Origin of the sequence: Nonomuraea sp. NEAU-A123 (assembly GCF_018603905.1) — a bacterium.
GTDB lineage: Bacteria > Actinomycetota > Actinomycetes > Streptosporangiales > Streptosporangiaceae > Nonomuraea.
Genome location: NZ_JAHFZZ010000006.1, coordinates 355,364 through 377,907 on the forward strand (window position 1 = coordinate 355,364; position 22,544 = coordinate 377,907).

The 22,544-nt window shown below is 69.4% G+C and carries 16 protein-coding genes; 4 read left to right on the top strand and 12 right to left on the bottom strand.

Annotated features, from left to right (window positions below; translation table 11 throughout):
• Nucleotides 1–7: 7 nt before the first annotated feature.
• Nucleotides 8–463, top strand: coding sequence for an Lrp/AsnC family transcriptional regulator (locus KLK06_RS20805; protein ID WP_214637193.1), 456 nt, complete (start codon nucleotides 8–10; stop codon nucleotides 461–463).
• On the opposite strand, the gene KLK06_RS20810 is transcribed toward KLK06_RS20805, so the two are convergent.
• The 11 genes from KLK06_RS20810 to KLK06_RS20860 form a co-directional block, all read right to left on the bottom strand.
• Nucleotides 442–1,656: a DUF418 domain-containing protein gene (locus KLK06_RS20810; RefSeq protein ID WP_214637194.1), complete on the bottom strand. Its 1,215-nt coding sequence runs from the start codon at nucleotides 1,654–1,656 to the stop codon at nucleotides 442–444. The genes KLK06_RS20805 and KLK06_RS20810 overlap by 22 nt on opposite strands.
• 42 nt (nucleotides 1,657–1,698) lie before the next feature.
• On the bottom strand, nucleotides 1,699–4,557 hold the full coding sequence (locus KLK06_RS20815) for a hypothetical protein (protein ID WP_214637195.1): 2,859 nt from the start codon (nucleotides 4,555–4,557) through the stop codon (nucleotides 1,699–1,701).
• A gap of 8 nt (nucleotides 4,558–4,565) precedes the next feature.
• Nucleotides 4,566–5,882 (bottom strand): lipopolysaccharide biosynthesis protein, encoded by a 1,317-nt coding sequence (locus tag KLK06_RS20820; RefSeq protein WP_214637196.1) that lies wholly within the window; start codon nucleotides 5,880–5,882, stop codon nucleotides 4,566–4,568.
• On the bottom strand, nucleotides 5,875–6,678 hold the full coding sequence (locus KLK06_RS20825) for a polysaccharide deacetylase family protein (protein ID WP_214637197.1): 804 nt from the start codon (nucleotides 6,676–6,678) through the stop codon (nucleotides 5,875–5,877). Before KLK06_RS20825 ends, KLK06_RS20820 begins: the two co-directional genes overlap by 8 nt.
• Nucleotides 6,675–7,616, bottom strand: a complete 942-nt coding sequence (locus KLK06_RS20830; RefSeq protein WP_214637198.1) for a glycosyltransferase — start codon at nucleotides 7,614–7,616, stop codon at nucleotides 6,675–6,677. Before KLK06_RS20830 ends, KLK06_RS20825 begins: the two co-directional genes overlap by 4 nt.
• An 11-nt stretch (nucleotides 7,617–7,627) precedes the next feature.
• A complete protein-coding gene (locus KLK06_RS20835; protein ID WP_214637199.1) occupies nucleotides 7,628–8,458 on the bottom strand; it encodes a glycosyltransferase family 2 protein in 831 nt (276 codons plus the stop codon).
• Between the two features lie 155 nt (nucleotides 8,459–8,613).
• Complete coding sequence (locus KLK06_RS20840; protein WP_214637200.1) at nucleotides 8,614–9,741, bottom strand: GNAT family N-acetyltransferase; 1,128 nt, start codon at nucleotides 9,739–9,741, stop codon at nucleotides 8,614–8,616.
• Nucleotides 9,738–10,106 (bottom strand): hypothetical protein, encoded by a 369-nt coding sequence (locus KLK06_RS20845; protein ID WP_214637201.1) that lies wholly within the window; start codon nucleotides 10,104–10,106, stop codon nucleotides 9,738–9,740. Before KLK06_RS20845 ends, KLK06_RS20840 begins: the two co-directional genes overlap by 4 nt.
• 409 nt (nucleotides 10,107–10,515) lie before the next feature.
• Complete coding sequence (locus tag KLK06_RS20850; protein ID WP_250905810.1) at nucleotides 10,516–12,033, bottom strand: RNA polymerase sigma factor; 1,518 nt, start codon at nucleotides 12,031–12,033, stop codon at nucleotides 10,516–10,518.
• A gap of 351 nt (nucleotides 12,034–12,384) precedes the next feature.
• Nucleotides 12,385–14,160: a substrate-binding domain-containing protein gene (locus KLK06_RS20855; RefSeq protein ID WP_308168362.1), complete on the bottom strand. Its 1,776-nt coding sequence runs from the start codon at nucleotides 14,158–14,160 to the stop codon at nucleotides 12,385–12,387.
• Nucleotides 14,161–14,294: 134 nt separating this feature from the next.
• Complete coding sequence (locus KLK06_RS20860; RefSeq protein ID WP_308168363.1) at nucleotides 14,295–14,867, bottom strand: cation transporter; 573 nt, start codon at nucleotides 14,865–14,867, stop codon at nucleotides 14,295–14,297.
• 212 nt (nucleotides 14,868–15,079) lie between these two features.
• On the opposite strand from KLK06_RS20860, the gene KLK06_RS20865 reads away from it, so the two are divergent.
• The 3 genes from KLK06_RS20865 to KLK06_RS20875 all read left to right on the top strand — a co-directional run bounded on the left by KLK06_RS20865 (nucleotide 15,080) and on the right by KLK06_RS20875 (nucleotide 19,437).
• Nucleotides 15,080–15,853: a DUF4184 family protein gene (locus tag KLK06_RS20865; protein WP_214637204.1), complete on the top strand. Its 774-nt coding sequence runs from the start codon at nucleotides 15,080–15,082 to the stop codon at nucleotides 15,851–15,853.
• Nucleotides 15,846–16,658: a TrmH family RNA methyltransferase gene (locus KLK06_RS20870; protein ID WP_374197135.1), complete on the top strand. Its 813-nt coding sequence runs from the start codon at nucleotides 15,846–15,848 to the stop codon at nucleotides 16,656–16,658. Before KLK06_RS20865 ends, KLK06_RS20870 begins: the two co-directional genes overlap by 8 nt.
• A 232-nt stretch (nucleotides 16,659–16,890) precedes the next feature.
• Nucleotides 16,891–19,437 carry a M4 family metallopeptidase gene (locus KLK06_RS20875; protein ID WP_308168364.1) on the top strand — a complete coding sequence of 849 codons (2,547 nt, stop codon included), beginning with the start codon at nucleotides 16,891–16,893 and terminating at the stop codon, nucleotides 19,435–19,437.
• A gap of 45 nt (nucleotides 19,438–19,482) precedes the next feature.
• Here the strand turns inward: KLK06_RS20875 and KLK06_RS20880 are convergent, their stop codons facing one another.
• A complete protein-coding gene (locus KLK06_RS20880; protein WP_214637206.1) occupies nucleotides 19,483–22,359 on the bottom strand; it encodes an AAA family ATPase in 2,877 nt (958 codons plus the stop codon).
• Between the last annotated feature and the right edge of the window lie 185 nt (nucleotides 22,360–22,544).

Sequence of the window (22,544 nt, forward strand, 5' to 3'; positions counted from 1 at the left end):
TGGGCGGATGGCCGAAAGCCTTGACATGACGGATTGGTCGATCATCGCCGAGCTCCAGAGAGACGGGCGCGTCGCGCTCACCGAGCTGGGGCGACGGGTCAATCTCAGCCCCTCCGCGACGACCGAGCGGGTGAAGCGGCTGGAGGCGGCCGGTGTCATCACCGGCTATCGAGCCGAGGTGGATCTGGAGAAGGTCGGGTTCGCCGTGCTCGCCGTGGTGCGGCTCAAGTACCCCGGCAACCGGCACGACCCGCTGCACCGGCTGCTCGGCGAGCGCTCTGAGATCCTCGAATGCCTGCGTACGACGGGCGAAGACTGCTACCTGCTGAAGGTGGCCGCGACCTCCATGTCCCACCTCGAACAGGTCGTCGACGACCTCACCCAGTTCGGCAGCACCACCACCAACCTGGTCTACAGCCGGACGCTGCCCTATCGGGGGCCTCAGGCGCGCCCTGACCTCTGATGGGCGCCCCGCCCCGGCCGGCTCCAGTACGTCAGGGCGCGCAGCAGCCATTCCACCGGCCCGTACCGGTGCGATCGCAGCCACCAGTGGCTGAGGAGGACCTGGGCCACGAAGACGGTCATCGCGATCAGCACCTCCAGCGGCGGGCTGACGCGGTCCACGAGCGCCAGGCCGTACCCGGTGAAGATCAGTGAGCAGATGAGCGACTGCCCGAGATAGTTGGACAGCGCCATTCGGCCCGGCGCCGCCAGCGCCCGCCCGATGCGCGGCAGGTACGGCAGCAGCCGCAGGAACGTCGCCGCGTAGGCGGCGGCGAGCAGGGGAGCCGTGACCAGGTCCACGGCCTCGCCGAGGAACTTGTTCACGCTGCCGTGCCAGGCCGACAGCGTGTAGACGAACGCGCCGCCCAGTCCGACGGTGAACCCGAGCCACTGCAGCCGGCGGAGCGTGGCCGTGTGCGCCGACAGGTCGCGCAGCACGCCGAGCTTGCCGACCGCGAGCCCGATCAGGCAGGCGGCCAGTACGGCGGGCCCCTGGAAGAGCACGCGCAGCACGACGATGAGGGAGAGCTTGCGCAGGTGCTCGCCGATGATCTGAAGGCCGGAGCCGCGCAGCGCCGTGTCCGAGTGCACCGCCTCCGCGACCCCGTGCGAGACCGTCCCCGCCGTGTCCAGACCCACCATCGCCAGCACGGCCAGCAGCACGAACCCCAGAGCCAGCAGGGACGTCAAGGCGACCGCGAGCACGACCGCGGTCCTGGGCGAGATCCTGCGGAACAGCAGCAGGGCCAGGCCCACCGCGGCGTAGGTGGTGAGAATGTCACCCGGGAACAGCAGCACGGCGTGGACCAGCCCGAGCAGGAACAACCCGGCCAGGCGGCGCAGGAACATCGGCACGAACGCCTTGCCCCGCCGTACGGCCGAGTCGACCTGCAGCGTGAAGCTGTAGCCGAACAGGAAGGAGAACAATAAGTAGAACTTGTTCTCCATGAGCAGGGTCACGGTCCACCGCACCGCCCAGTCGAGCGGAGAGACGAACGCGGGCTCGGCCATCCCGGCCATCCGGTAGCCGGAGGCCAGGAAGGCGATGTTCACGACGAGGATGCCGAGCAGCGAGAAGCCCCGCAGGGCATCAACGGAAGTGATACGCGCAGCTACGGATCGTTCGGGTGATATGGCGGGATGTGTCCTCATCAGCGAACATCATTCCGCAAAACCTGTGAGTTTCCTGTGAATCTAGTTATTTGATGCGATATAGATAAATCTCTCGATGATCACGCCCACGGCCACGGCGAACGCCGGTATGGACACCCACAGCAACACCCTGCGCGCCTTGACCGCCCGGTTCGGCCCGTTGAGCCGGATCACCTCGTAGCCGAACATGCTCGCCCAGGTCAGAGCCAGTGCCGCGAGCCCGACCGGCGTCCATGGCGAGGTGGGGTCGCCGCGCCCCTTGTACGGCTGGGGATCCGGGATCTCGGTGCCCTTGACGAACTTCTTCCACGTGTACAAGGCGGCGTCGCTGTTGGAGTAGACCTTCTTCACGTCCGGCGAGGCGTCCAGCGCGGCCCGGAACCTGGCGCCCCAGTCTGCCGGGAACCCTTCGTTGAGCTGCAGGTAGCTGATCTGGCCGGTGCTGACGGCGAGATAGGTGTTGCGAGGGCTGGCCTTGAGCGTCGCCACCGCCTTGGCGATCTGCGCCGGATCTTTGTACACGAGTGCCTGGCCGTTGAAGTTGACCAGTTCGATGTCCTTCTCGCCCCACGGCAGCGTCGGGGTGACCTCGGGGCCCTCCTTGGCCGTCAGGTAGAGGACCTTGGCGCTCGGCTTGTCGTGCGCGTAGATGTAGTGCATCGCGTCGACCTCGCCGGTCGTCACCCGCTCGAACTTCTCGTTGCCGTAGCGGGCGACCAGGAACGCCCCCGCGAACAGCACCGCGAAGCAGGCCGCGAGCACGACCGACAGCTTCCTGGTCAGCTCGGGGTTGAAGCGCACGTTCCGCTTGCGGATGGGCACGGTCTCTTCGCGCACGTCCGCGCTGTCGGCGGGCAGGTTCGGGAAGAACGCGTACGCGGCCAGCAAGCAGGCGCCGGGCAGCGCGAACATGTAGATGCGCAGCCCGATCTCGCCGCCGTAGCTCTGCAGCCCCAGCGCCAGCACCGGCACGCAGAGCAGGATCAGCGCCGCCCGGTCGAACACCCCGCGCCGCAACCGCCTGAGCAGGCCGGCCGCCGCCAGCATGAGGATCACGACCAGGATGCCCAGCCGCGCCTTCAACACCATCGCGTGCGCCGGGTCGCTGCCCGCGATGCGGTCTCCGGTGTTGGTCTGCAGGTTCGTCAGAATCCTGCCCAGGCCGCCGAAGATCGCGTCGATCTGGCCCGCCCAGAACCCCACGGTCTCGTAGCTGATCCAGGCCAGTACACCCAGGCCGAGGAAGAACGGCAGCGCCCACGTCAGCTTGGTCCGCTTGAAGATGAGGAAGGCCGTCACCACGCCGAGCATCATGAACGGCGTGATCTGGTGCGATGCCGTCGCCGCGAAGAACAGCGCGAGCAGCATCATCAGCATCAGCAGCCGGTCAGCCCGGTAGGTGCCGGTGTTGGCGATCTCGCCGGGCGTCATCGCGTCGAGGCGGCCGAGCAGCTTACGCAGCCCCTTCGGCGCGATCGGCTTGGTCCGCGGCTCCACCCGCCCGAACCAGCGCAACAGGATCGCGACAAAGGCCAGATAGAGGGCGAAGGTAAAGCCCTGCGGCGAGAAGTAGTCCTGCCCGATCCACTGCACCAGCACGAACAGCAGCGCCGCGAACCAGCGCGCCCGCGTGGTGGCCACCACCTGACGCAGGATCAGCACGAAGGGCAGCAGGTAGAGCAGGTTCGTCAGCAGCGGCGTCCACTGGAGGATCGTGGTCATGTCGGTGATGCCGGCGGCCTTCGTCACGAAGGCGAACAGCGCGAAGTAGCCCGGCCAGCCCATGCGGGCGTCGATGTTGATCGCGGTCTCGCCGGTCCGGCCGATGAAGTCGACGAAACCCGCGTGGATGTACGCCGTGGGGAACCTGGGCTCGGAGGCCACCAGCGAGCCGGCGCCGTGCAGGGCGAACGTGATGACGGCGATCTGGAACAGCAGGAGGAACTTGCGGTCCGTGCTCTGGGCGACGGTCACGAAGAACGACACCAGCATGATCAGGATCGCGGCGAACGCGCTGGCCGGGAGGGCGGCGATCAGGCCGAGGCCGTTGATGTCGGCCGGGTTGACGCCGCGCAGCGGGCCTGGGGCGACGCGCAGGGCCAGGACGTACATGACCAGGCCCTCGACCGTGAGCAGCGCGGGGAGCCACGTGGGCGCGCTCCGCACCAACCGGCTCACCCGCCCGCCCAGCCCCGGCGCCTTGGCGGGCGCCTTGGCAGGAGTCTTGGCGGGGGCCTCGACCGGGGTCTTGGCCGGGGTGTTGACCGCGGTCTTGGCCGGGGGCTCAGCGGCAGGCCCGACGGGGGCCTTCGCTGGAGCCGGGGGAGCTTCCACGGACAGCCGCGCGACCGGCGCGGCGGCCTCCGGGACAGCCGCCTTAGGGCTGGCCGCCTCCGGGACAGCCGCCTTTGGGGCGGCTGCCTTCGGGACAGCCGGCTTTGGGGCGGCCGGATCCGGGACGGGCGCCTTCGAGGCGGCCACCTTAGGGGCGGCCACCTCCGAGGGGGTCACCTTCGGGGCGGCCACTTTCGTCGGCACGGTCCCCGCGGCGTCGCCATCCGCGGCGGACTCGGGCGCGGAGTCCTTCGAGTCCTTCGAGGCTTCTGTGGCTGTGTCTTTTGTGCCCTCCGGGGCCTTCGGCGGCGTGCCGATGTGGAGGGTGGCAGGCAGGCGTAGCGCGGGCAGGGTGCCCGCCTCCTCCTTCTCGTCGTCACCATCGGTGACCTCGGCGGAAGAACCGGGCGCGGGGCCGTCCAGGAGCGGCAGACGCGGGATGACGCCCGTGGCATCCGGATCGAAGGCCACGCCCGTCTCCTCCTCTGTGTCGTCTGTGGAGTCGCCCATGGGCTCGGAAGAGCCCGTGATCCCCGTTGTCATGCCATCGCCGTCACGTTGCCTCACGTTGACCATCATGCGGCCCCGGACGACCCCTGAGTGACGCTAGCCTGTCGTGTATCGCCAAGAATGAGTATTTTGCGTAGAGATCTGAAGATCAAAAGTGCCATCAGGGTCTCGCTGAGCAGCAAGCCGTACCCGACCGCGTTGACTCCGGCGAACGGGAACAGCCCCAAGATCGAGACCACCACGAGCACCGCGAGCCCGATCTGTACGCCGGCCAGTCTCCGCGCGTCACTCTGTGCCCGCAGCGCGCTCAGATAGACCTCGATCAGCACCCGCGGCAGCACGGCCAGCGCCATGAGCCGCAGCAGCGTCGTACCGATCGCCGCGAAGCCGTCCCCGAAGATGCTCAGGATGAGCGGCGCGCCCACGAGCACCACCACGATGATCGGTACGATGATCATAAAGGCTCGCTGCAGCGCCCGGCGGCAGTTCGCGGCCAGTTGTGATCGGTCGAAGGAGCCCTCGACGGTCAGCGACACGGCCATGTTCATGGCCAGCAGTTCGATCATGCTGGCCAGCGTGTGGGCCATGGAGAAACGGCCGAACGTGGCCTCGTCCACCCGGGTCGCGACGACGGTGGGCACGAGGTAGACGATCGCCAGGATCGACAGCGTGCCGGGGAAGTCGCCGGCCAGGAACCGGCCGATCTCGCGCAGGCGCGGCGGCTCCTGGACGGTCTCGGTCCGCTTCATGTGCCGGGGGACGATGACGCCGAAGATCAGCCAGTTGACCGGGATCAGCGCGAGCGCCGTCGGCACCATCCAGGAGGTGAAGATGCCGCCGTCGGGCAGCGCGCCGGCCATCGCGACCAGCAACCCCATCTTGGCCAGGCCGAAGACCAGGTTGTTGAGCGGCACCCAGGTGGCCTGGCGCAGCCCGGTCAGCACCACGTCCTGCAACGTGAACACCGACCAGACCAGCACCGAGGCCAGGAAGAACAGTCCCGGGCCGAACCCGCCGAGCACCGAGTAGGTCTGCCCCCACAGCGGCAGGGTCAGCAGGAAGCCGAGTGCCGCCACGCCGCCGGTCGCCGCCGCCAGGCCGTACCCCCGCAGGATGAGCTCGGGGATGCGGCGGCCGGCCAGCGGCAGGAAGCGCGAGAGCGCGCCCACCAGGCCCAGCGCGGTCAGCGACGCGAACAGCCGCATCGCGGTGATCATCGCCTGGCCGCGGCCGAACTCCTCGGGCGTGTAGAAGTGGGCGGCCAGCAGCCAGTAGCCCATGCCGAGCGTCGCGGTGATCGCCGTGTTGGCCATCAGCGCGTAGCCGTTACGGAACAGTGGGCTACGGAGGTCGTGCAGGAGCCTCCCCCAGAGGTTAGACATGGCCACGCACCCTCTGCAGGCCGTACCTCGTGCGCCTGACGATCGCGTAGCCCTTGGTGAGGACCCGCTCCTTCAGGTAGATGAGGGGGACGGCGCTGCCCTCGACGGCGCGCTTGAACATGCTGATGGAGGTGTTCCGGGCCACGGTCAGCCGGGGGATGGCCAGCATGTCGTGGCGGTCGGCGGCGATGGAGTTGTTCACCGCGCAGGCGGCGAAGTAGCCGGCCTTGCGCACCTCGCGGCGCACGCGGGCGCTGGAGTAGCCGTAGGGGTAGGCCATGGTGGCGACCGGCGTGCCGATCATGTCCTCCAGCAGGCCCTTGTTCCGGCGCAGCTCCTGGCGCAGCTCATCGGTGCGGAGCTGGTCGAGCTGCGGGTGGCTGTGGCTGTGGCCGCCGATCTCGATGCCGGTCTGGGCGGCCTCGCGGGCTTGGCCCCAGGTGAGCATGTCGTCCAGCGGCCGGCCTGCGGCGTCGTCGCCGGCGTCCGACACCCAGCCACTGGTCAGGAAGACCGTGGCCGGGAACTTGTAGCGGTCCAGCATCGGCAGCGCGTGGCTGTGGAAGTCGGCGTAGCCGTCGTCGAACGTCAGCACGATCGGCTTGGCCGGCACACACCTGCCGTTGTTGTTGTTCAGTGAGGCCACCAGATCGCCCAGCGTGAGCGCGGTGAACCCGTTCTCCGACAGGTAGGCGAGCTGCTCCTCCAGGTCCGATGGCCGTACCGAGTGAGGGCGCGTCTCGTCGTTCGGGTTGTCGGCGACCGAGTGGTACATCAGGATCGGTACGCGGATCATGCGCGCACCGCCTTCAGCCGTGCGGAACCGACCACGTAACCCCAGGTGGTCCAGGCCAGGCCGACCACGATCGCGGCGGCCCGGCCGAGCCCGCCGACGTCGCCGCGGAACGCCTCGCCGACGCCCCGCAGCGCGCCGAGCGGCAGCGTCTTCAGCGCGTGCGCCCGCTCGCTGGCCAGCCCGTCCTGGGTGCCTACTTCCTTGGTGACCAGGGCCTTGGACAGTCCCTCCGCGTAGCACCTGGACCTGAAGTAGGCGAACCGCTCGCGCTGCCGCGACACCTTGTGCCCGATCAGCGCGCGCGGCTCGAACAGCATGACCGAGCCGGGCTTGCGCTGGCTCAGCCTGATGCAGAACTCGGTCTCCTCGCAGCCCAGCGGTCTGCTCTTACGGCCCTGCACGCTGCGTCCGATGCCGCTGTGGAAGCCACCCACCTCGGAGACGACCTCGCGCAGAAAGGCGGCGTTGCCGCCCATCACGTTGCGGATCGGCGCCCTGACCGCGGGCATGCCGCGGTAGGAGCAGCCGACCGTCCAGTCGAACTCGTAGGGGAACCAGCGCGGCCTGCGCTGGGACGCCCACAGCGGATCGGTGCGACCGCCGACGCCGACGACGCCCGGATCCTGGAAGCCCTCCTCCAAAGCCTCCAGCCATCCGGGATCGGCGACCGCGTCGTCGTCCAGGAACGCGACGATGTCACCGGTGGCCGTGGCCACGCCGGTGTTCTTGCCGCCGGACAGCCCCTGCTCGTGCGTGTTCTCCACCACAATGGCCTGTGGGTAGGCACGCTTGAGTTTCAGGTGCAGGTCCGGGTTGTAGTCGACGACCAGGATCAGCTCGTGTGGCCGGCATCGCTGGTGCTCGACCGACTCGACGGCTTGCCTGATGTCCTCCCACCGCTCGTCGGTGTATACGCAGATGACAACAGACGTCTTCACAACTGACCTTCTTACGCGACACCCCGGTCCGCGGCCGGAGCAGTGGCGGGCTTGGGCTGCGGCGGGGCGGGCTGGCGGCGCCACTCTCGCAGGATGGTCGTCAGTACACGCATGCCGTCACGCACGACGCGCAGGTTGCTCTCGCCGTGGATCCGGTTGCGCTCGTGGCTCGGCACCTCGTGCACCTTCAATCCGGCCTTGGCGGCGCGGACGTTCAGCAGAGTCTCCACCTCGAAGCCGTCGCAATCGAGGTCGAGCGCATCCAGGTGGCGCGCCCAGAAGGCGTTATAGCCGTAGCACAAGTCGGTGTACTGGGTGCCGTACATCACATTGACTATGCCGGTGAGGACTCGGTTGCCCAACCGGCGGCCGAACGTCAGGTCGTCGCTGCCGCCACCGGCGGCGTAGCGCGAGCCCTTGACGAAGTCGGCGCCGGTCACCAGCGCGCCGACGAACGTGATGATCTCGTGGCCGTCGGTGGAGCCGTCGGCGTCGATCATCACGATGATGTCGCCGCTGGCCGCCGCGAAGCCGGCCGCCAAGGCGTCACCCTTGCCCTTGCCGGTCTGGGTGATCACCTTCAGATTGGGCCGCAGGCGTCTGGCCACCGCCACCGTGTCGTCAACGGAGTTGCCGTCGACCAGGATGATCTCATCGATCCACTGTGGCAGCGTGGCGAAGACGTGCGGCAGGTTGTCCGCCTCGTTCATGGCCGGAACCACCACGCTCACCGTCGGAGAGATCGCCAGGTGAGGGGTGACGGGTGTGAAACGCTCAATCGGCGGCATCGATCGCAGGGGCGCGACCTGCACTTTGCCGTTGTGCTTGATGTCGGGACTCATGGTGAGGGATTTTCCTTCCGTGACCCCACCACGCGGGCCGGACGCAGCCACTCCCGGGTGCGGGAGGAATGGCGGTGCTGCGAAACGGTGCATGAAGGGTCCACTGAGAGCGAGGGTTGCGCGGGCTTGCTGTGTGCTGTGAGGGGTGGGAGCGCTCAGCGCGCTCCCGTTGGTTCCTTGACGACTGCGTTGGATGACTCCTGGTGCAAAGAGCTGCGCACCCGACCGAAGCCCTTCAGGACGCGATCGGCTGCCCTATAAAGAGACGGCCGGTCCATGACAATTGTTCGGGCTTTGTTGAAAGGAGTTCTGCCCATCCAGTGCACCGCCGCCGAAGCGGAGGGTCGGGAGACGCGGCCCTCGGCGACGTACAGCACCCCGCTCTTGAGCCAGTCCTTGTATTCCTTGCCGCCCTTGCCCATGTCCACCATGTGCAACCCGGCCGCCGCGGCGGCCTCTGCCATCTGCAGATGGTGCACGATGCCCGGTGAGTACCGGGCGAACTCGGTGTCGTAAGCGGGGAACCACCCGACGAGCGTGGTGGCCGTGCGCAGTCCGAAATGGCCGGCGACCGGCACGTCTCCCGCGTACAGCATGGTCAGGACACCCGAGAAGTCGGCTGACTTCTCGGCGAACATCAGATCGATCAGCTCGACGATCCAGGGCTGGGCGAACCGGTCGACCCGGCCCGTCCGCCTGTACTGATCGGACTTCCACGCGAGCAGGGTGCGCAGCACCTCCGGATCGGCCGAAGCCCATTCGAAGCGCAGCCCGCCTTGCTCCCTGCCGAACTTGCGCTCCTTGTAGCGCACGGTCTTCAGGTTCTTGGGGGAATTGGTCTTCACCTGCTGGAGCCAGGCGTCGAAGCCCTGGGTGAAGTCCATGACCGGCGCGGGGCGCACGTCGCTCTCATAAGGCGCGAACGTCGGCTGCCCCGCGACCAGGTGGTCGAAATCGAAGACACTCAGCTTGCAGGCCCTCAACAGGGCTTTGGCCTCTAACCTCAGGTCGGGGACGGAGATCAGGCCGTGGCAGGTGGTCAGGAAGCCGCCGAGCGGCTTGCCGATGCCGAAGCTGTGCCGTTCGTAGGGGAAGAAGCCGGCGATGCCGGTCTCGTCCTGGATGACCGCGACCCGCACCCGATCCCGCAGGCGGTCCATCGCCAAGGCGAACTCGACGGAGAGGAAGGGATTGTCCAGGCTCGGGTCCGCCTTCTGGAGCGCGCGCCATCGGGCGCGCTCGGACTCTCCAAGGTCTCCGGGGCGGACTACTGTGATCTTCACCTTGCCCTGGCCCCCTGTTCGGTCTGCATGTTCTTCCCCCGGTACAACACGCGAAGCACGTACATGAAGCCTCCGAGCACGGCGACCGTTGCCACACCGGCCCGGGGCGACCATGCGTTGAACTGCAGCATGGCTTGAGCAAGAAGCACGTTAAGCACGAGACTTGCCGCAGCTCCTACTGATAGTGCGGCAAGTGGGTCACGATCACGCAACAGTCCTACGACTGCCGCTCCTGGCACCACCAGAAGGAAAAGAGAGATGAGGAACGGGCGCAGCGGTGTCTGGATGTCGAACAGCGCGATCACCGCTCCCGCGATGCAGGCGAGCGCGAGGAGCCACGTCAACGCTCTGCGGTGCTTGAGCATCTACCGTCTCTCTCCTGGGACCTAGCTGGGTAAAGGCGCGATTGATCGCATTTCATGGGACCAATCCACCCGTGGACACGTCAATGCCGACGCTTGGCGACACGCTCTGGTTTACCGGCAGGCAAATATTCCGCGTGTGGTGTTCAACACACGCCCAGCTGAATCCGGCCTCCGTTGCGGTCCCCAAACCCCAAGGATGCCCTATATGCCGCAAGATCTTCGAGCTAAGGTCCGGTTTCTCCCCATTTGTAACGTAAGTGTACTCATGGCCCACCGGTTGCGCTGATCCGGGGGAGGCGATTCGACGACCGGCAGTCAGGATTTCTGCGGCCGAACAGGCGGAATGTCACGCCGTATGGTGGCATCGACCGGATATCGGTGGCCCGTCACGCGTGGGGGGAATGGCGCGTCAGGAGTCGTGGGCCGGGTCCGCCTGGACGTTGTCCACGGACGTGCTCTGCGTCGGGCCGCTGGGCGTCTCGCTCGGGTCGGGCACGGTCGTCGGCTGGTCGGTGGGCGGTTCCGGCGTCTGCTCGGTGCCGCCGTCCCACGACAATGAGCACTTCGCGCCGCCGCCGTTGGAGCTGAACGAGACCGAGCCGCTGCCGCCGGTGGCCGGATCGTCGACCGTGACCCAGATCGCCACCGAGCCGCCCGCCTTGATCGACCCGCTCGCGGGCAGCACCTCCAGCCCCGCCGACGCGGTCGCGCTCCAGGTGACGGTGGCGTTGCGCGCGGTCAACCCGATCTTCGCGGCGGCGTCGACGCTCGTCGGACAGGAGGCGGCGAACCGGGCGCCGCGCACGGTCCGCCGGCGGGTGGCCGTCGGAGCGGCCGCGGGCCTGGTGGTCGCGGCGGTGGCGGCGGGTCGCGTGCTCGGCACACCGGTGGGGGAGGACGTGGGCGACGGATCGGGGGCCGGCGTGGTGTCGTCCTCCAGGTCGGGCTCGGGCGTGGTGCCGGTCAGCTCGTCAGGGGAGGCGGAGAGGGAGGCCGAGGGGGCGGGGGTCACGCGCAGCGCGGTCTTGGCGGGGTCCCCGGTGTTCATCACGACCATCGCCCCGGTCGCCGCGAGAACCGCCGCGCCGGCCAGCATCACCGGCGCGAGGCGGTGCGGCTTGCGGCGCCGCGACCGCCGCTCGGCCGCCACCGGGAACCCCGTGCGGTCGAAGCTGTCGCCCCGATCGGTGATCAGCGTCCGGGTCTGGTCCCGCTCTGGGTTCACGCAGGTGTCGACCACCCGCCGGCGCAGCGAAATGGGGGGAAACGCCACCGGCACCATGTCGAGCAGCCGCGCGGCCGCCACCTGCCGATGCCGTCCCTCGGTGCACACCTCGCACCCGGAGATGTGACCTGACAACCGCCGTCGCAGCAACGGGGTGAGCGGCCCTTCCCAGGAGTCCAGCATCGCCGACAGGTCGGGACAGTGCGCCCGCCCGATCCTGGCCAGGATCACGGCGGCGGCGGCGTTCTCCAGATGATCACGAGCCCGGCCGAGCCGGCTGACGGTCTGGCGAGAGGTCAGACCGAGCACCGCCCCTGCCTCGGCCGGAGTGAGCCCGTGCCGCAGCGACAGTTCCAGAACCTCGCGCTCGTTCTTCCTCAGCTCGCCGAGCGCCTCATACACGAGTTCGGCGAGCTCGGGGTCCTCCGGCTCATCGAAAACCGGCAACGGCACGCTGCCGGATTTCGCCGAGCCGGTCCTATGGGCCAGCCGGGCGGCGGCCTGGAACCTGGTCAACGCATACAACCAGGCTCTGAGCCGGTTGGGCTCCTTCAACCGGGATACGCATCCATGCGCGGTGACCAGCGCGTCATGCACGGAATCTGCCGCGGCGTCGCGCTCTCCGGTAAGAGAACACGCGTAATCATGCAACCGCTCCGCATAAGCGTCATAGAGCTTGGCAGCGCCTTCGACAGCACCCATCCGAAGCGCGTCAACCACCTGCTGATCGTCACCGCGGTCAACAGCCGGCCATCCAGACACGTTTCCTCCCCGGTCGAAGGCGAAAGCCCACAGCGGGTAGGACGCCTCCTCGGTCAAGCCGGGTTACCACCGCATGCCAAACCATGCCCAACAGGCATGAGCTGGGGAAACAGGGTCAGATGTGACTCGGGGTGAGAAAGGAGAGGCAAGGGTCAAGAGGGCGCACGTCACGGCGGCCGGCCACGTAAACCGCAGGAGCGTGTCCCTGGACAGGGGCCAGCCCCGGTCGGTGGGTGGGGCTGGCCCATGCTTGCCGTAAAGGATGGGTGGGGTGTTATCCGAAGTTATGCGCTAGCCGTCGCAGCGGGGCGAGCAGAGGCGGCGCTGCATGCCCTGGAGGAAGAAGTCGCGCACCTGCAGCACATTCTTGGCGATATATGCCTCGCCGCCGGTCGACTGCGCGACGGCGTCCATTTGCTGCTTGCCCTTCGGGGCGTCGGGGCCGAAGGCGATGAGCAGAATGCTGACCGGGCGCTTGGGGTTGTACGTTGTCTTGAGGTAATTCAGGATTTGCTTATTCGACAGCCCGCCGTCCGGGTCGTCGTTGCCGGCGCCGTCGGTGAGGACCACGATCGTGTTGATCTTGTCTTCCTGGTACGACTTCGTCATCTCCGCATAAGCGGCCTTGAGCGTGTCGTTCAGCCCCGTATCGCCCGTGGCCTTGGCCTGGACCGTCGAGAACTGTCTGGCGATGGCGTCCTTGCGGAGCACGCTGTTGACGCTCTCGCTGAGCGGTCCGACCGAGACCAGCTCGCGCCAGTCCTTGCCCTGCCCGTCGAGGTGGGTGGAGAACGTCCACACCCCGATCTCCGCGTCGGCGGGGAACAGCCCGAGCCCCTCGACGGCGATCTTGCTGATCGCCTGCATACGGGTCATCTTCGTGCCGGGGACCGGCAGCGCCATCGTGCCCGAGACGTCTACCAGGGTGAGCAGGCGGGTGCCGAGGTTCAGCCGGGACCAGGTCTGCGCCATGCTCACCACCGTCTTGTCGTCGGGGGCGGGCAGCGCCTCGGGCTTGGCCGGATTGAAGCCCTTGTCCTTGGACAGGGCGTCGCCGGCCTTGCCGTCAGGCGTACGGAAGCCCTGGTCGCGCAGCGTCCGGTGGGCCGACTCGGTGCCGAGCTCCTGCTGGAACGCCGTGGCGGCCTTCTGTATCGCCGCGTCCTTGGTGACGATCACGATCGGGTAGTCGAGGCTGAGCGTGCCTTCGGCCGGGTAGAGCGGCACCACCTGGTTGTCCGGCTTTTTCGTGTTATAGAGGTAGATGGTCTGTTCGGACGTGACGCCGATCGGGACCTTGCTCCCGGACTTCACGGTCAGGCTCGCCAGCAGCGCGGTCGGGTCGGCGACGAGCTGGCCTGACAGCTCCTTGAGCGCGCCCACCAGCGCCTTGCTCTGACCGGCCTGCTGGGCCTGGCCCGCGGCGGCCAGCAGCGCGGCCATCCCGGCCGAGTTCTTCTGCGGGTCGAGGGCCAGCACGCGGATCTTCTTGCCGGGTCCGTCCGGATTGGCGACGTTCGCCGCCGCGATGACGCCCGCCCAGCTCGGCTGGAGGCTACTGGCCAGCTTGGCCGCCGCGGTCTTGGCGGCCACCAGCACGACCGGCGAGGTGGCGACCGAGCCGGTGGACTCCGGCACCGTGGCGCCCGCGGCCTGGCCGCGGAGCCTGGACACGACGAGGCTGGAGTCGGCCACCCACAGATCGGCGTTGACCTTGCCGGCGGCCAGCGCGTTCGCGGTCCGTGCCGCGGACTCCTTGGCCACCGTCACCTCGACGCAGCGGCTGTCGATCGAGTGCATGGCCTTGTTGTAGTTGCCGGCGATCTTGTTGAGCGCGGGCTGGATGTCCGGGGTCGCGACGACGCGGAGCGCCAGCTTGCCGTTCGAGCAGTCATGGTCGCGGTTGAAGATCACGAATGCCGCGACGCCCAGGAGTACAGCGAGTGCGACCGCTCCGGCGAGCGGGACGAACACCTTGCCGCGGCCACCACCGTTCCCACGCTTTCGGGGAGTCGGTTCCTGGGCTTGGTAGCCGCCATCGAGCTCGTCTGTGCGGTGTCGCCCCACGATGTCCTCTTCGGTGTGTCGGGACCTTTCGGAGACCCTAGCGGGAGATGCTCCGCAATACTTCCGGAACGATACTCGGTGCGCTTACTGTGGCAAAACAGCCCGTTTGGTGCGGCGATTACCTGGTGTGACGGTCAATGGCAGCATGAGTGACCATGCCAGGCCCGAGTTCCCTCTCTCGCGGCGACTCCCGCCAGCGCCACCGCCATCACCGGATCGACCCACCACCACCCGAGCGTGTTCAGCCACAGCCCGGTCAGAACCCCCGCCGCCATCGCGGCGCAGATGAGGTTCTGGGTCCCCTCTCCGGAGGTCGCGGGGGACCCGAGCCGCCGGCCGAGCCGCCGCTTGGCCAGCCCCAGCATGGGCATGCTGACCAGACTGAACGCCGTCACCACGATGCCCAGCACGGTCGGTACGGCCCGGTGGCCGGCGTCGAGATCGTGGGCGACATGGATCACCAGATAGGGCGCCAGCAGCCAGAAACTCACCGCCACCGCCCGTCCCGCCCTGCGCTCCGCGCTCGGCGACAGCGTGCGCGAGCCGGTGAACCGCCACACGACGATCAGGCTCGCCGCCGCCTCCACGAGAGCCGACAGCCCCCAGCCGATCAGCGCCACCGAATGCGCCGACAGCCCCGCGGCCAGGCCGAGCGAGCTCTCCACCGCCAGCCAGACCAGGGTGCCCACCGAGAGCGAGCGAGCCACGCGCGCAGCGCGCAGCCAGTCGGCTGACGCGGCCGGATAAGCGTGAACTCGCTGTTCAGGCACCTCGAACCCCCGAATCCCGACTTCCGGCCGTCGACAGCGATACGTAAGCTACCCATTACTAATAGTGACTTTAGGGGAAACGGGCAAAGCTTGTTCAAGGTTCGCGAGGTAATCTACGAAGATCAGCCACGGGGGAGGGGTCGGGGCCTGTGCCGTTCACGCCCAGTCACATCGCAGCGGTGCTCCCGCTGATGTCGTCGCCCCTGCTCCGCCGGTTGGCGAACCCGTGGGCGCTGGCGATCGGGGCGATGGTCCCCGACCTTCCGATCTTCCTGCGGTTCCTGCCCGACTACAGTGACTGGCACTCCTACTACGGCGTCGTCACCATCGACCTGGCCGCCGTCCTCCTCCTGCTGGGCCTGTTCCACCTGCTGTTCCGCGAACCGCTGATCTCCCTGCTCCCGCCCGCCCTCGCGGGCCGGGCCGCGACCCTGCGTCCGCCGCGCCTTCGCGACCTGCCGTCCGTCGTGTCCGGCGCCGTGATCGGCGCCGCCTCCCACGTCCTGTGGGACTCCTTCACCCACTCCACCGGTCCCGAGGAGTGGGGCTCCTGGCTTTCGGTGTCGGTGTTCGGGGTGGTGCGGCTGTTCCGCCTGCTCCAGTACACCTCCTCGGTGGTCGGCCTGGCCATCGTCGTGTGGTGGGCCTGGCGCGGCCTCACCCGGATGTCGGCCGCGAACGTCCCCGCCCGGCTGCGGATCCACTCGGCGGTACGGCGGGCGGTCATCGTGCTGTGCACGGCCGGCACCGTCGCGGGCGCCTTCCTCTGGCCCCTGGTCGACGAGCCCAACCCCCGTCTCGGCCTGGCGAGCGTCGTCACCAAGGTGGGCGCGGGCACTGTAGTGGGCCTCTGCCTGGTGCTCACCTGCTATGCGGTGGTCTGGCAGGTCATGCGCCTCGTGGCAGTATCTGAAGGTGCCTGACTACGTAACCGACGCCGCCGACCCACGCCTGACCGACTACACCCGGCTCAGGGACGTGGACCTGCGCAAGAGCCTGGAGGCGGAGCGCGGCCTGTTCGTGGCCGAGGGCGAGAAGGTGATCAGACGCGCGATCGCCGCCGGTTACCCGATCAGATCGGTCCTGACGACTCCCCGCTGGCTGGACCCGCTGGCGGACGTGCTCGGGGACGCGACGGTGTACGTGGTGAGCGACGAGACCATGCTGGGCGTCGCCGGGTTCCAGGTGCATCGGGGGGCACTGGCGTCGATGCAGCGCCTGCCGCTGCCACCGGTGGAGGAGGTACTGGCGGGCGCGTCACGCGTCGTGGTCCTGGAGGACCTCGTGGACCACTCGAACGTGGGCGCGATCTTCAGATGCGCGGCCGCCCTGGGGGTGGAGGGGATCGTGCTGTCGCCCCGGTGCGCCGATCCGCTGTACCGGCGGTCGGTGAAGGTGTCGATGGGGGCGGTCTTCTCCATCCCGTACGCGCGGATGGACGACTGGTACGGCGGCCTGGAGCGGATCCGTACGGCGGGTTACACCCTGCTGGCGCTGACGCCCGACCAGAGTGTGACATCCATGGACAAGGTGAAGATGGGGGAGCGGGTGGCCTTGCTCCTCGGCTCGGAGGGCGATGGTCTGTCGTCCCGCTGGATGCGCGAGGCCGACGAGTCGGTGTGCATCCCCATGAGCCCGGCGGCCATGGCCGCCGGAGTGGACTCCCTCAACGTGGTGGCCGCCGCCGCGATCGCCTGCCACAGTCTGATGCGCGCCGACGAAGCCTGACGGCCGTCGCCCCCTCCTCGACGCCCGATCCGAAAACATCGGTATACCTACCGATGCACATACGGATTTGCAGGCCCGAGCGCAGCGCCTAGCGTCTCGGCAGCAAGGTGAAACGGCATGCTCAGCCACCCCCCTTTCCCGGTCGACTCCGTGGCCCAGGCGATCCCTGCGGCGCGGTGGTCGGCGTGCGCGCACGCCGCGGCGCCCGGGAATGCCGAAAGGAGCACGACGCGTGAAACGCACTGCCTTAGCAGCCGCGGCCGTGGGACTCGCCACGGCCGCGTCGATGTCGGTCTTCGTTCCTCCCGCGCACGCCGCCCCACCCGGAGCCACCAAGGACGCCGCCGGCGCGCAGGCACGAGCGGCGGTCGACCCGGCCTCGCTCGCGGCGGCGGTCGCCGACAAGGCCGTCTCCAGCGGGCTCGACAAGCTGGCCAAGGGGCCTGACGAGGCGTACAGCCGCGTGTCGGTCACCCGCGGCACCAGCGACATGTACTTCGTCGGCTACGAGCGCACCTACAAGGGGCTGCCGGTGGTCGGCGGGGACGCGGTCGTCGTCACCGACTCGGCGGGGCACGTCCGCGACACCGTCGCAGCGGCCGGACCGAACACCCCGGACGTGCAGACCCAGGCCAGGATCAGCGCGGAGAAGGCCACCGAGGTGGCGAAGACCCGGCTTTCGCGCGTCGACGACTCCGCCGCCCCGCGCCTGGTGGTGTTCAACTGGGGAGCGAAGCCCGCGCTGGCCTGGGAGGCCGTCGTCAGCGGCCTGGTCAAGGGCAGGCCGAGCATTCAGCACGTGTTCGTGGACGCCCGTACAGGCAAGATCGCCGACTCCTACGACCAGGTGCGCGAGGGCAGCGGCAACGGCTACTACTACGGGCAGGTCACCATCAACACGAGCGGCTCCGGCAGCTCGTACTCGATGACCGACACGACCAGGCCCGGCATCCAGTGCGGCGGGCAGGGCGGCACCGCCTACACCGGCACCGACGACGCGTGGGGCAACGCCTCGGGCACCAACCTGGAGACGGCCTGCGTCGACGCGCTCTACTCCGTCCAGCGCGAGTGGGACATGCTGCGTGACTGGCTCGGCCGCAACGGCATCAACGGCAGCGGCCGGGGCTTCCCCGCGCGCGTCGGCCTGGCCGACGTCAACGCCTACTGGAACGGCAGCTACACCAACTTCGGCCACAACCAGGCCAACACCCGGCAGGCCAGCAACATCGACGTGGTGGCGCACGAGTTCGGGCACGCCATCTTCCAGACCACGCCCGGTGGCGCCGGTTCCGGCAACGAGAACGGCGGCATCAACGAGGGCACCGGTGACATCTTCGGGGCTCTCACCGAGGCTTACGCCAACAACCCCAACGACCCGCCGGACTACCTGGTCGGCGAAGAGGTGGACCTCGTCGGCGACGGGCCGATCCGCAACATGTACAACCCGAGCGCGCTAGGCGACCCGAACTGCTACTCCTCCTCGATCCCCAGCACCGAGGTGCACGCGGCGGCCGGTCCGCTGAACCACTGGTTCTACTTGCTGGCCGAGGGCAACAACCCCGGCGGCGGCAAGCCGACCAGCCCCATCTGCTCAGGCGGCCCGTCCTCGGTGACCGGCGTCGGCGTGCAGAAGGCCGGCCAGATCTACCTGGGCGCCCTGAACCGCAAGACCTCGACCTGGCGCTACACCAACGCCCGCGCCGCCTCCGTCGCGGCCGCGATCGAGCTGTTCGGCGCCAACAGCGCCGAGTGCAACACCACCAAGGCGGCGTGGAGCGCGGTGAGCGTGGCGGCGGCGACGGGCGAGCCCGCCTGCGGCACGGCCACCAACGACTTCGCGCTCTCCCTCACCCCGTCGACCGGCAGCGCGCAGCCTGGGTCGTCGACGACGGCCACGGTCAACACCCAGACCACCTCCGGCAGCGCCCAGACGGTCAACCTGACCGCGTCCGGGCTGCCCAGCGGCGTCACCGCGAGCTTCAGCCCCTCGTCGGTCACCTCCGGCAACTCCTCCACCCTGACCTTGGCCGTCGGTTCCTCGACGGCGCAGGGCAGCTACCAGATCACCGTCACCGGCACGGGGTCGCTCACGCACACCGCGGTCTTCACTCTCACGGTCGGCACCGCGACCCGTGACTTCTCGATCTCGGCCAGCCCGGCGTCCGGCACGGTGACGGCCGGCTCCGCGGCCACCACCACGATCGGCACCACCACGACGGCCGGCACCGCGCAGGCCGTGAACCTGTCCGCGAGCGGCCTCCCCACGGGCGCCTCGGCCACCTTCAACCCGGCCTCGGTGACCTCGGGCGGCTCGTCCACCCTGACGATCTCGACCGCGGCGACCACGCCCGCCGGCTCGTACAGCGTGACCGTGACCGGCACCGGCGTGACGGCGACGCACACCACGACCTACGCGCTCACGGTGCAGGGCACCTCGGGCGGCAGGACGTTCACCAACGGCACCGACTACACCATCAGCGACTACAGCACCATTCAGAGCTCGATCACCTCCACCGCGACGGGCTCGGCGGTCTCGCCGGTCAGCCTGTCGGTCACCATCGTCCACACCTGCGCGGAGGATCTCGACATCTGGCTCCGCGGGCCTAACGGCACGTGGTACGCGGTCGACAGGTACGGCGGCACCAGCTGCACCTCGTACGGCACCAGGACGTACTCCGTCCCGGTGAGCCAGCAGGCGGCGGGCACCTGGGTGCTCGAAGTCAGCGACGTCTACGCGGGTGACACCGGTTACCTGAACTCCTGGAGCATCACCCTCTGACACACGGCGGCACAGCCCCGGCCGGTCATCCGGCCGGGGCTTCGCTCATGTCGGCGGCCACACCTCGTAGCGGGTGCGGACGCCGAGTTTCTGCAGCACCCGCGCCACGTGTGTGTCCACCGTGCGGCGCGACAGGAACAGCACCACGGCGATCTCCCGGTTGGTCTGGCCGAGCGCGACCAGCCTGGCCACCTCGCTCTCCCGCGGCGACAGCACCCCGCGGGCCTTCCGGCCACCGCGGGACTTCCTGCCCCCGTGCGGCCGGCCGCCCGCGCCGATCTCCCGCAGCAGATGGCGGCAGCGGGCGGCGTCGTGGGTGGCGCCGAGCGCGGTGTACCGCTCGCCCGCGCGGGCGATGATCTCCGCGGCGGCTTCCGTGTCGTCGAGTTCGAGCCGCGCGCCCGCCTCGGCCTCCGCCGCCCGTGCCGCCCCGTACGGCCTGCGCATCGCCTCGTAAGCGGCGCGGGCCCGGCCGTGGCGGCGGGCGGCCTCCTCGAACCGGCCTCCCGCTCCGGCCAGCGCTCCGTGTGCCGACTCCAGCGCCGCCTCGGCCGCCGGCGCGTCCGTACCCTCGATGCCCGCGGCGAACTCGGCCACCAGCTCGGCGGCCTGGTCCGAGCGCCCGGCCCTGAGCAGCGCGGTGACGGCCGCCGGCACTATCTGCTCACCCCACACCCACACGCCCTTGCGCCGGAGCCTGGTCACCGCGCTGTCCGCTTCGGCCAGCGCGGCGTCCACGGAGCCGCGGATCAGGTGCAGCTCGACCAGCCCGCCGGAGGCGGCGGCGGCCACCGGGAGGAAGGCCGAGTCCAGCTCGCGCGGGCCGGCCGCCTCCAGGCGTTCCTCAGCCTCCTCCCATTCGCCCCTGGCCAGCGCCAGCATGCCGAGGACCAGCCGGGCGTCCACGGCGAGCAGCGGCGCCTCCGGGGTCATCTCGACCACCGCGGCCGCCCGCTCCCGAAGGCCGTCCCAGCGCCCGGTCAGCCAGTCGAGCTTGATCGACGACACTTCCACCAGGTACGCGGGGTACAGCGCGCCGGTCTCCTCGGCGATCCGCCTGCCCTCGCCCGCGAACCGGTCGGCCGGGCCGTAGTGGCCGAGCGCGGTCGCCGCGTCGCACAGGTTGGAGTAGGCGCGCGCGACCTGCCTGCGTACCGCTGCCGACGGGTCGTTCACGGGCAGCGTGTCGGCCAGCGCGAAGGCGTCGGGCGAGCCCACGAGCATGGCGAAGGTGACCTTGTTGGCGTGCACCGTGGCGGTCAGTTCGCGGTCCTCGTCGGCGACGGTGTCGAGGAGGCTCTCGGCCTGGTCCATCCACTTCTTGTGGGTGGCGAGCGGCTCGGCGCCCCAGGCCGGCATCGCCAGCAGGGCCAGCCCCCTGGCGGCGATGCCGGGCCTGCCCTCCAGATCGGGGAGTGCGGCGAGGACCTCCTGGCGTCCCTCCGCGATGGCGCCCGCCTGGTTGGCCAGCAGCACGCCCAGGTTCAGCCGGGCCTCGCCGCGGACCTCCCTGGACAGGAAGTCGTCCGACAGCAGGTGACCCAGCATCCGCACCGCGCGCCGATGAGAGAGCCCGATCGCGGCGAGCCGGCTGAGCTGGAGGGCCAGTGGGCCGCGGGCGTCGCGTGGCAGCTTGGGGTCGGCCAGCATGCCCTCCAGCAGCTCGACCGCGAGCGGGACGTCGCCCAGGGCCGCCGCCTGGTCCGCGGCGGCGCCGCCGTGCCGCCGCCACGCCTCGTACTCGCCCGCGCACCTGGCATGGTAGGCGAGCTGTACCAGTGGCGGCTGGTCCAGCGCGGAGAGCGCCGCCATGGCCCGCCGGTGGGTGAGCTGTCTGTCGGGGCCGGGGATCGCGTCGTAGACGGCCTGCTGGGCGAGCGCGTGGCGGAACCCGTACTGGCCGTCGGGGTGCTCCAGCAGGACGCCCGCCTTGAGCACCTCGAGCAGGCCCGCCCCGGACGGGGCGGCGGCGCCGGAGACGGCGGCGATCAGCCGTTCGTCGGCGGGCAGCTTGAGCACGGCGGCGGCGTGCACGGCGTGCAGCGCGGGCGGCGACAGGCCGGCGAGCTGCTCCGCCATCGCCTCGCGGAGCAGCAGCGGCACGGCGATGCGGTCGAGCGCCTCCGGCTCCTCCACCCCGCCGGGGAACTGGCCGTCGCCGTCGAGCAGCGAGCGGACGACCTCCTCGATGAGGAACGGGACGCCGGCGGTCCGTTCGCGCAGCCTGGAGGCGAAGCCCTCCGTCACCTGGGAGCGGCCGAGCAGCGTGCTGGTCAGGGTTCTGACCGCCTCGACGTCCAGCGGCTTGAGCGAGATCACCAGACTGTTGGCGCCCGGCGGATGCCGGTAGGCGTGGCCCAGCGGCAGCCCGGGCACGGGCAGGTCCTCCCGCCGGAAGGTCACCACCAGCGCCAGGCCCTCGGGCGGTTGGTGGGTGAGGAACCGCAGCAGGTCCCGGGTGCCGTCATCGGCCCAGTGCAGGTCCTCGACCACCAGCACGGCGGGCGCCGCGGCGTCCAGCAGCGCGTGGACTGCGCGGAACAGGCGGTGCCGCTCGGCTCGCGGGTCGTCGACCGGCGCAGGTGCCGGCGGCAGGTGCCCGGCCAGCTCGGGGAGGTAGCCGCGCAGCGCCCCGGTCACCGGGTTCAGTGCCTCGGCCCCGGGCAGGGCGGCGGCGACGTGGCGCAGCGCGTCGAGCACCGGGCCGTACGGGAACGGCTCCCTGAGCTGGTGGCAGTGGCCGAGCAGCACGGTGCGCCCGCCGTCGCGCAGGACGTCGATGGCCGCCCGCACCAGCCGAGTCTTGCCGATCCCCGCCTCGCCCTCCACCAGGGCCACAGCGGGCGGTCGGGTGATCGCGTCGAGGAGTGCTCGCAATGGTGCTTCACGTCCGACCATCGCGGGGCTGGCGACACTCGTCATCGGCGTCTCCGAGGGTCGGGTTTGGTGCCCGTGCCGAATACCGTTATCTACTACCAGTCATCTTCGGTCAAGCCTCGCTTTACCTCGCATATCACTTTGTAACGTTCCAAAGCGGACGTGCGGGCGTCCGTGATGATCTTGTTCGCCTGGCGGACGTGTCCCGCTAGAAGCGCTGACCGTACGCT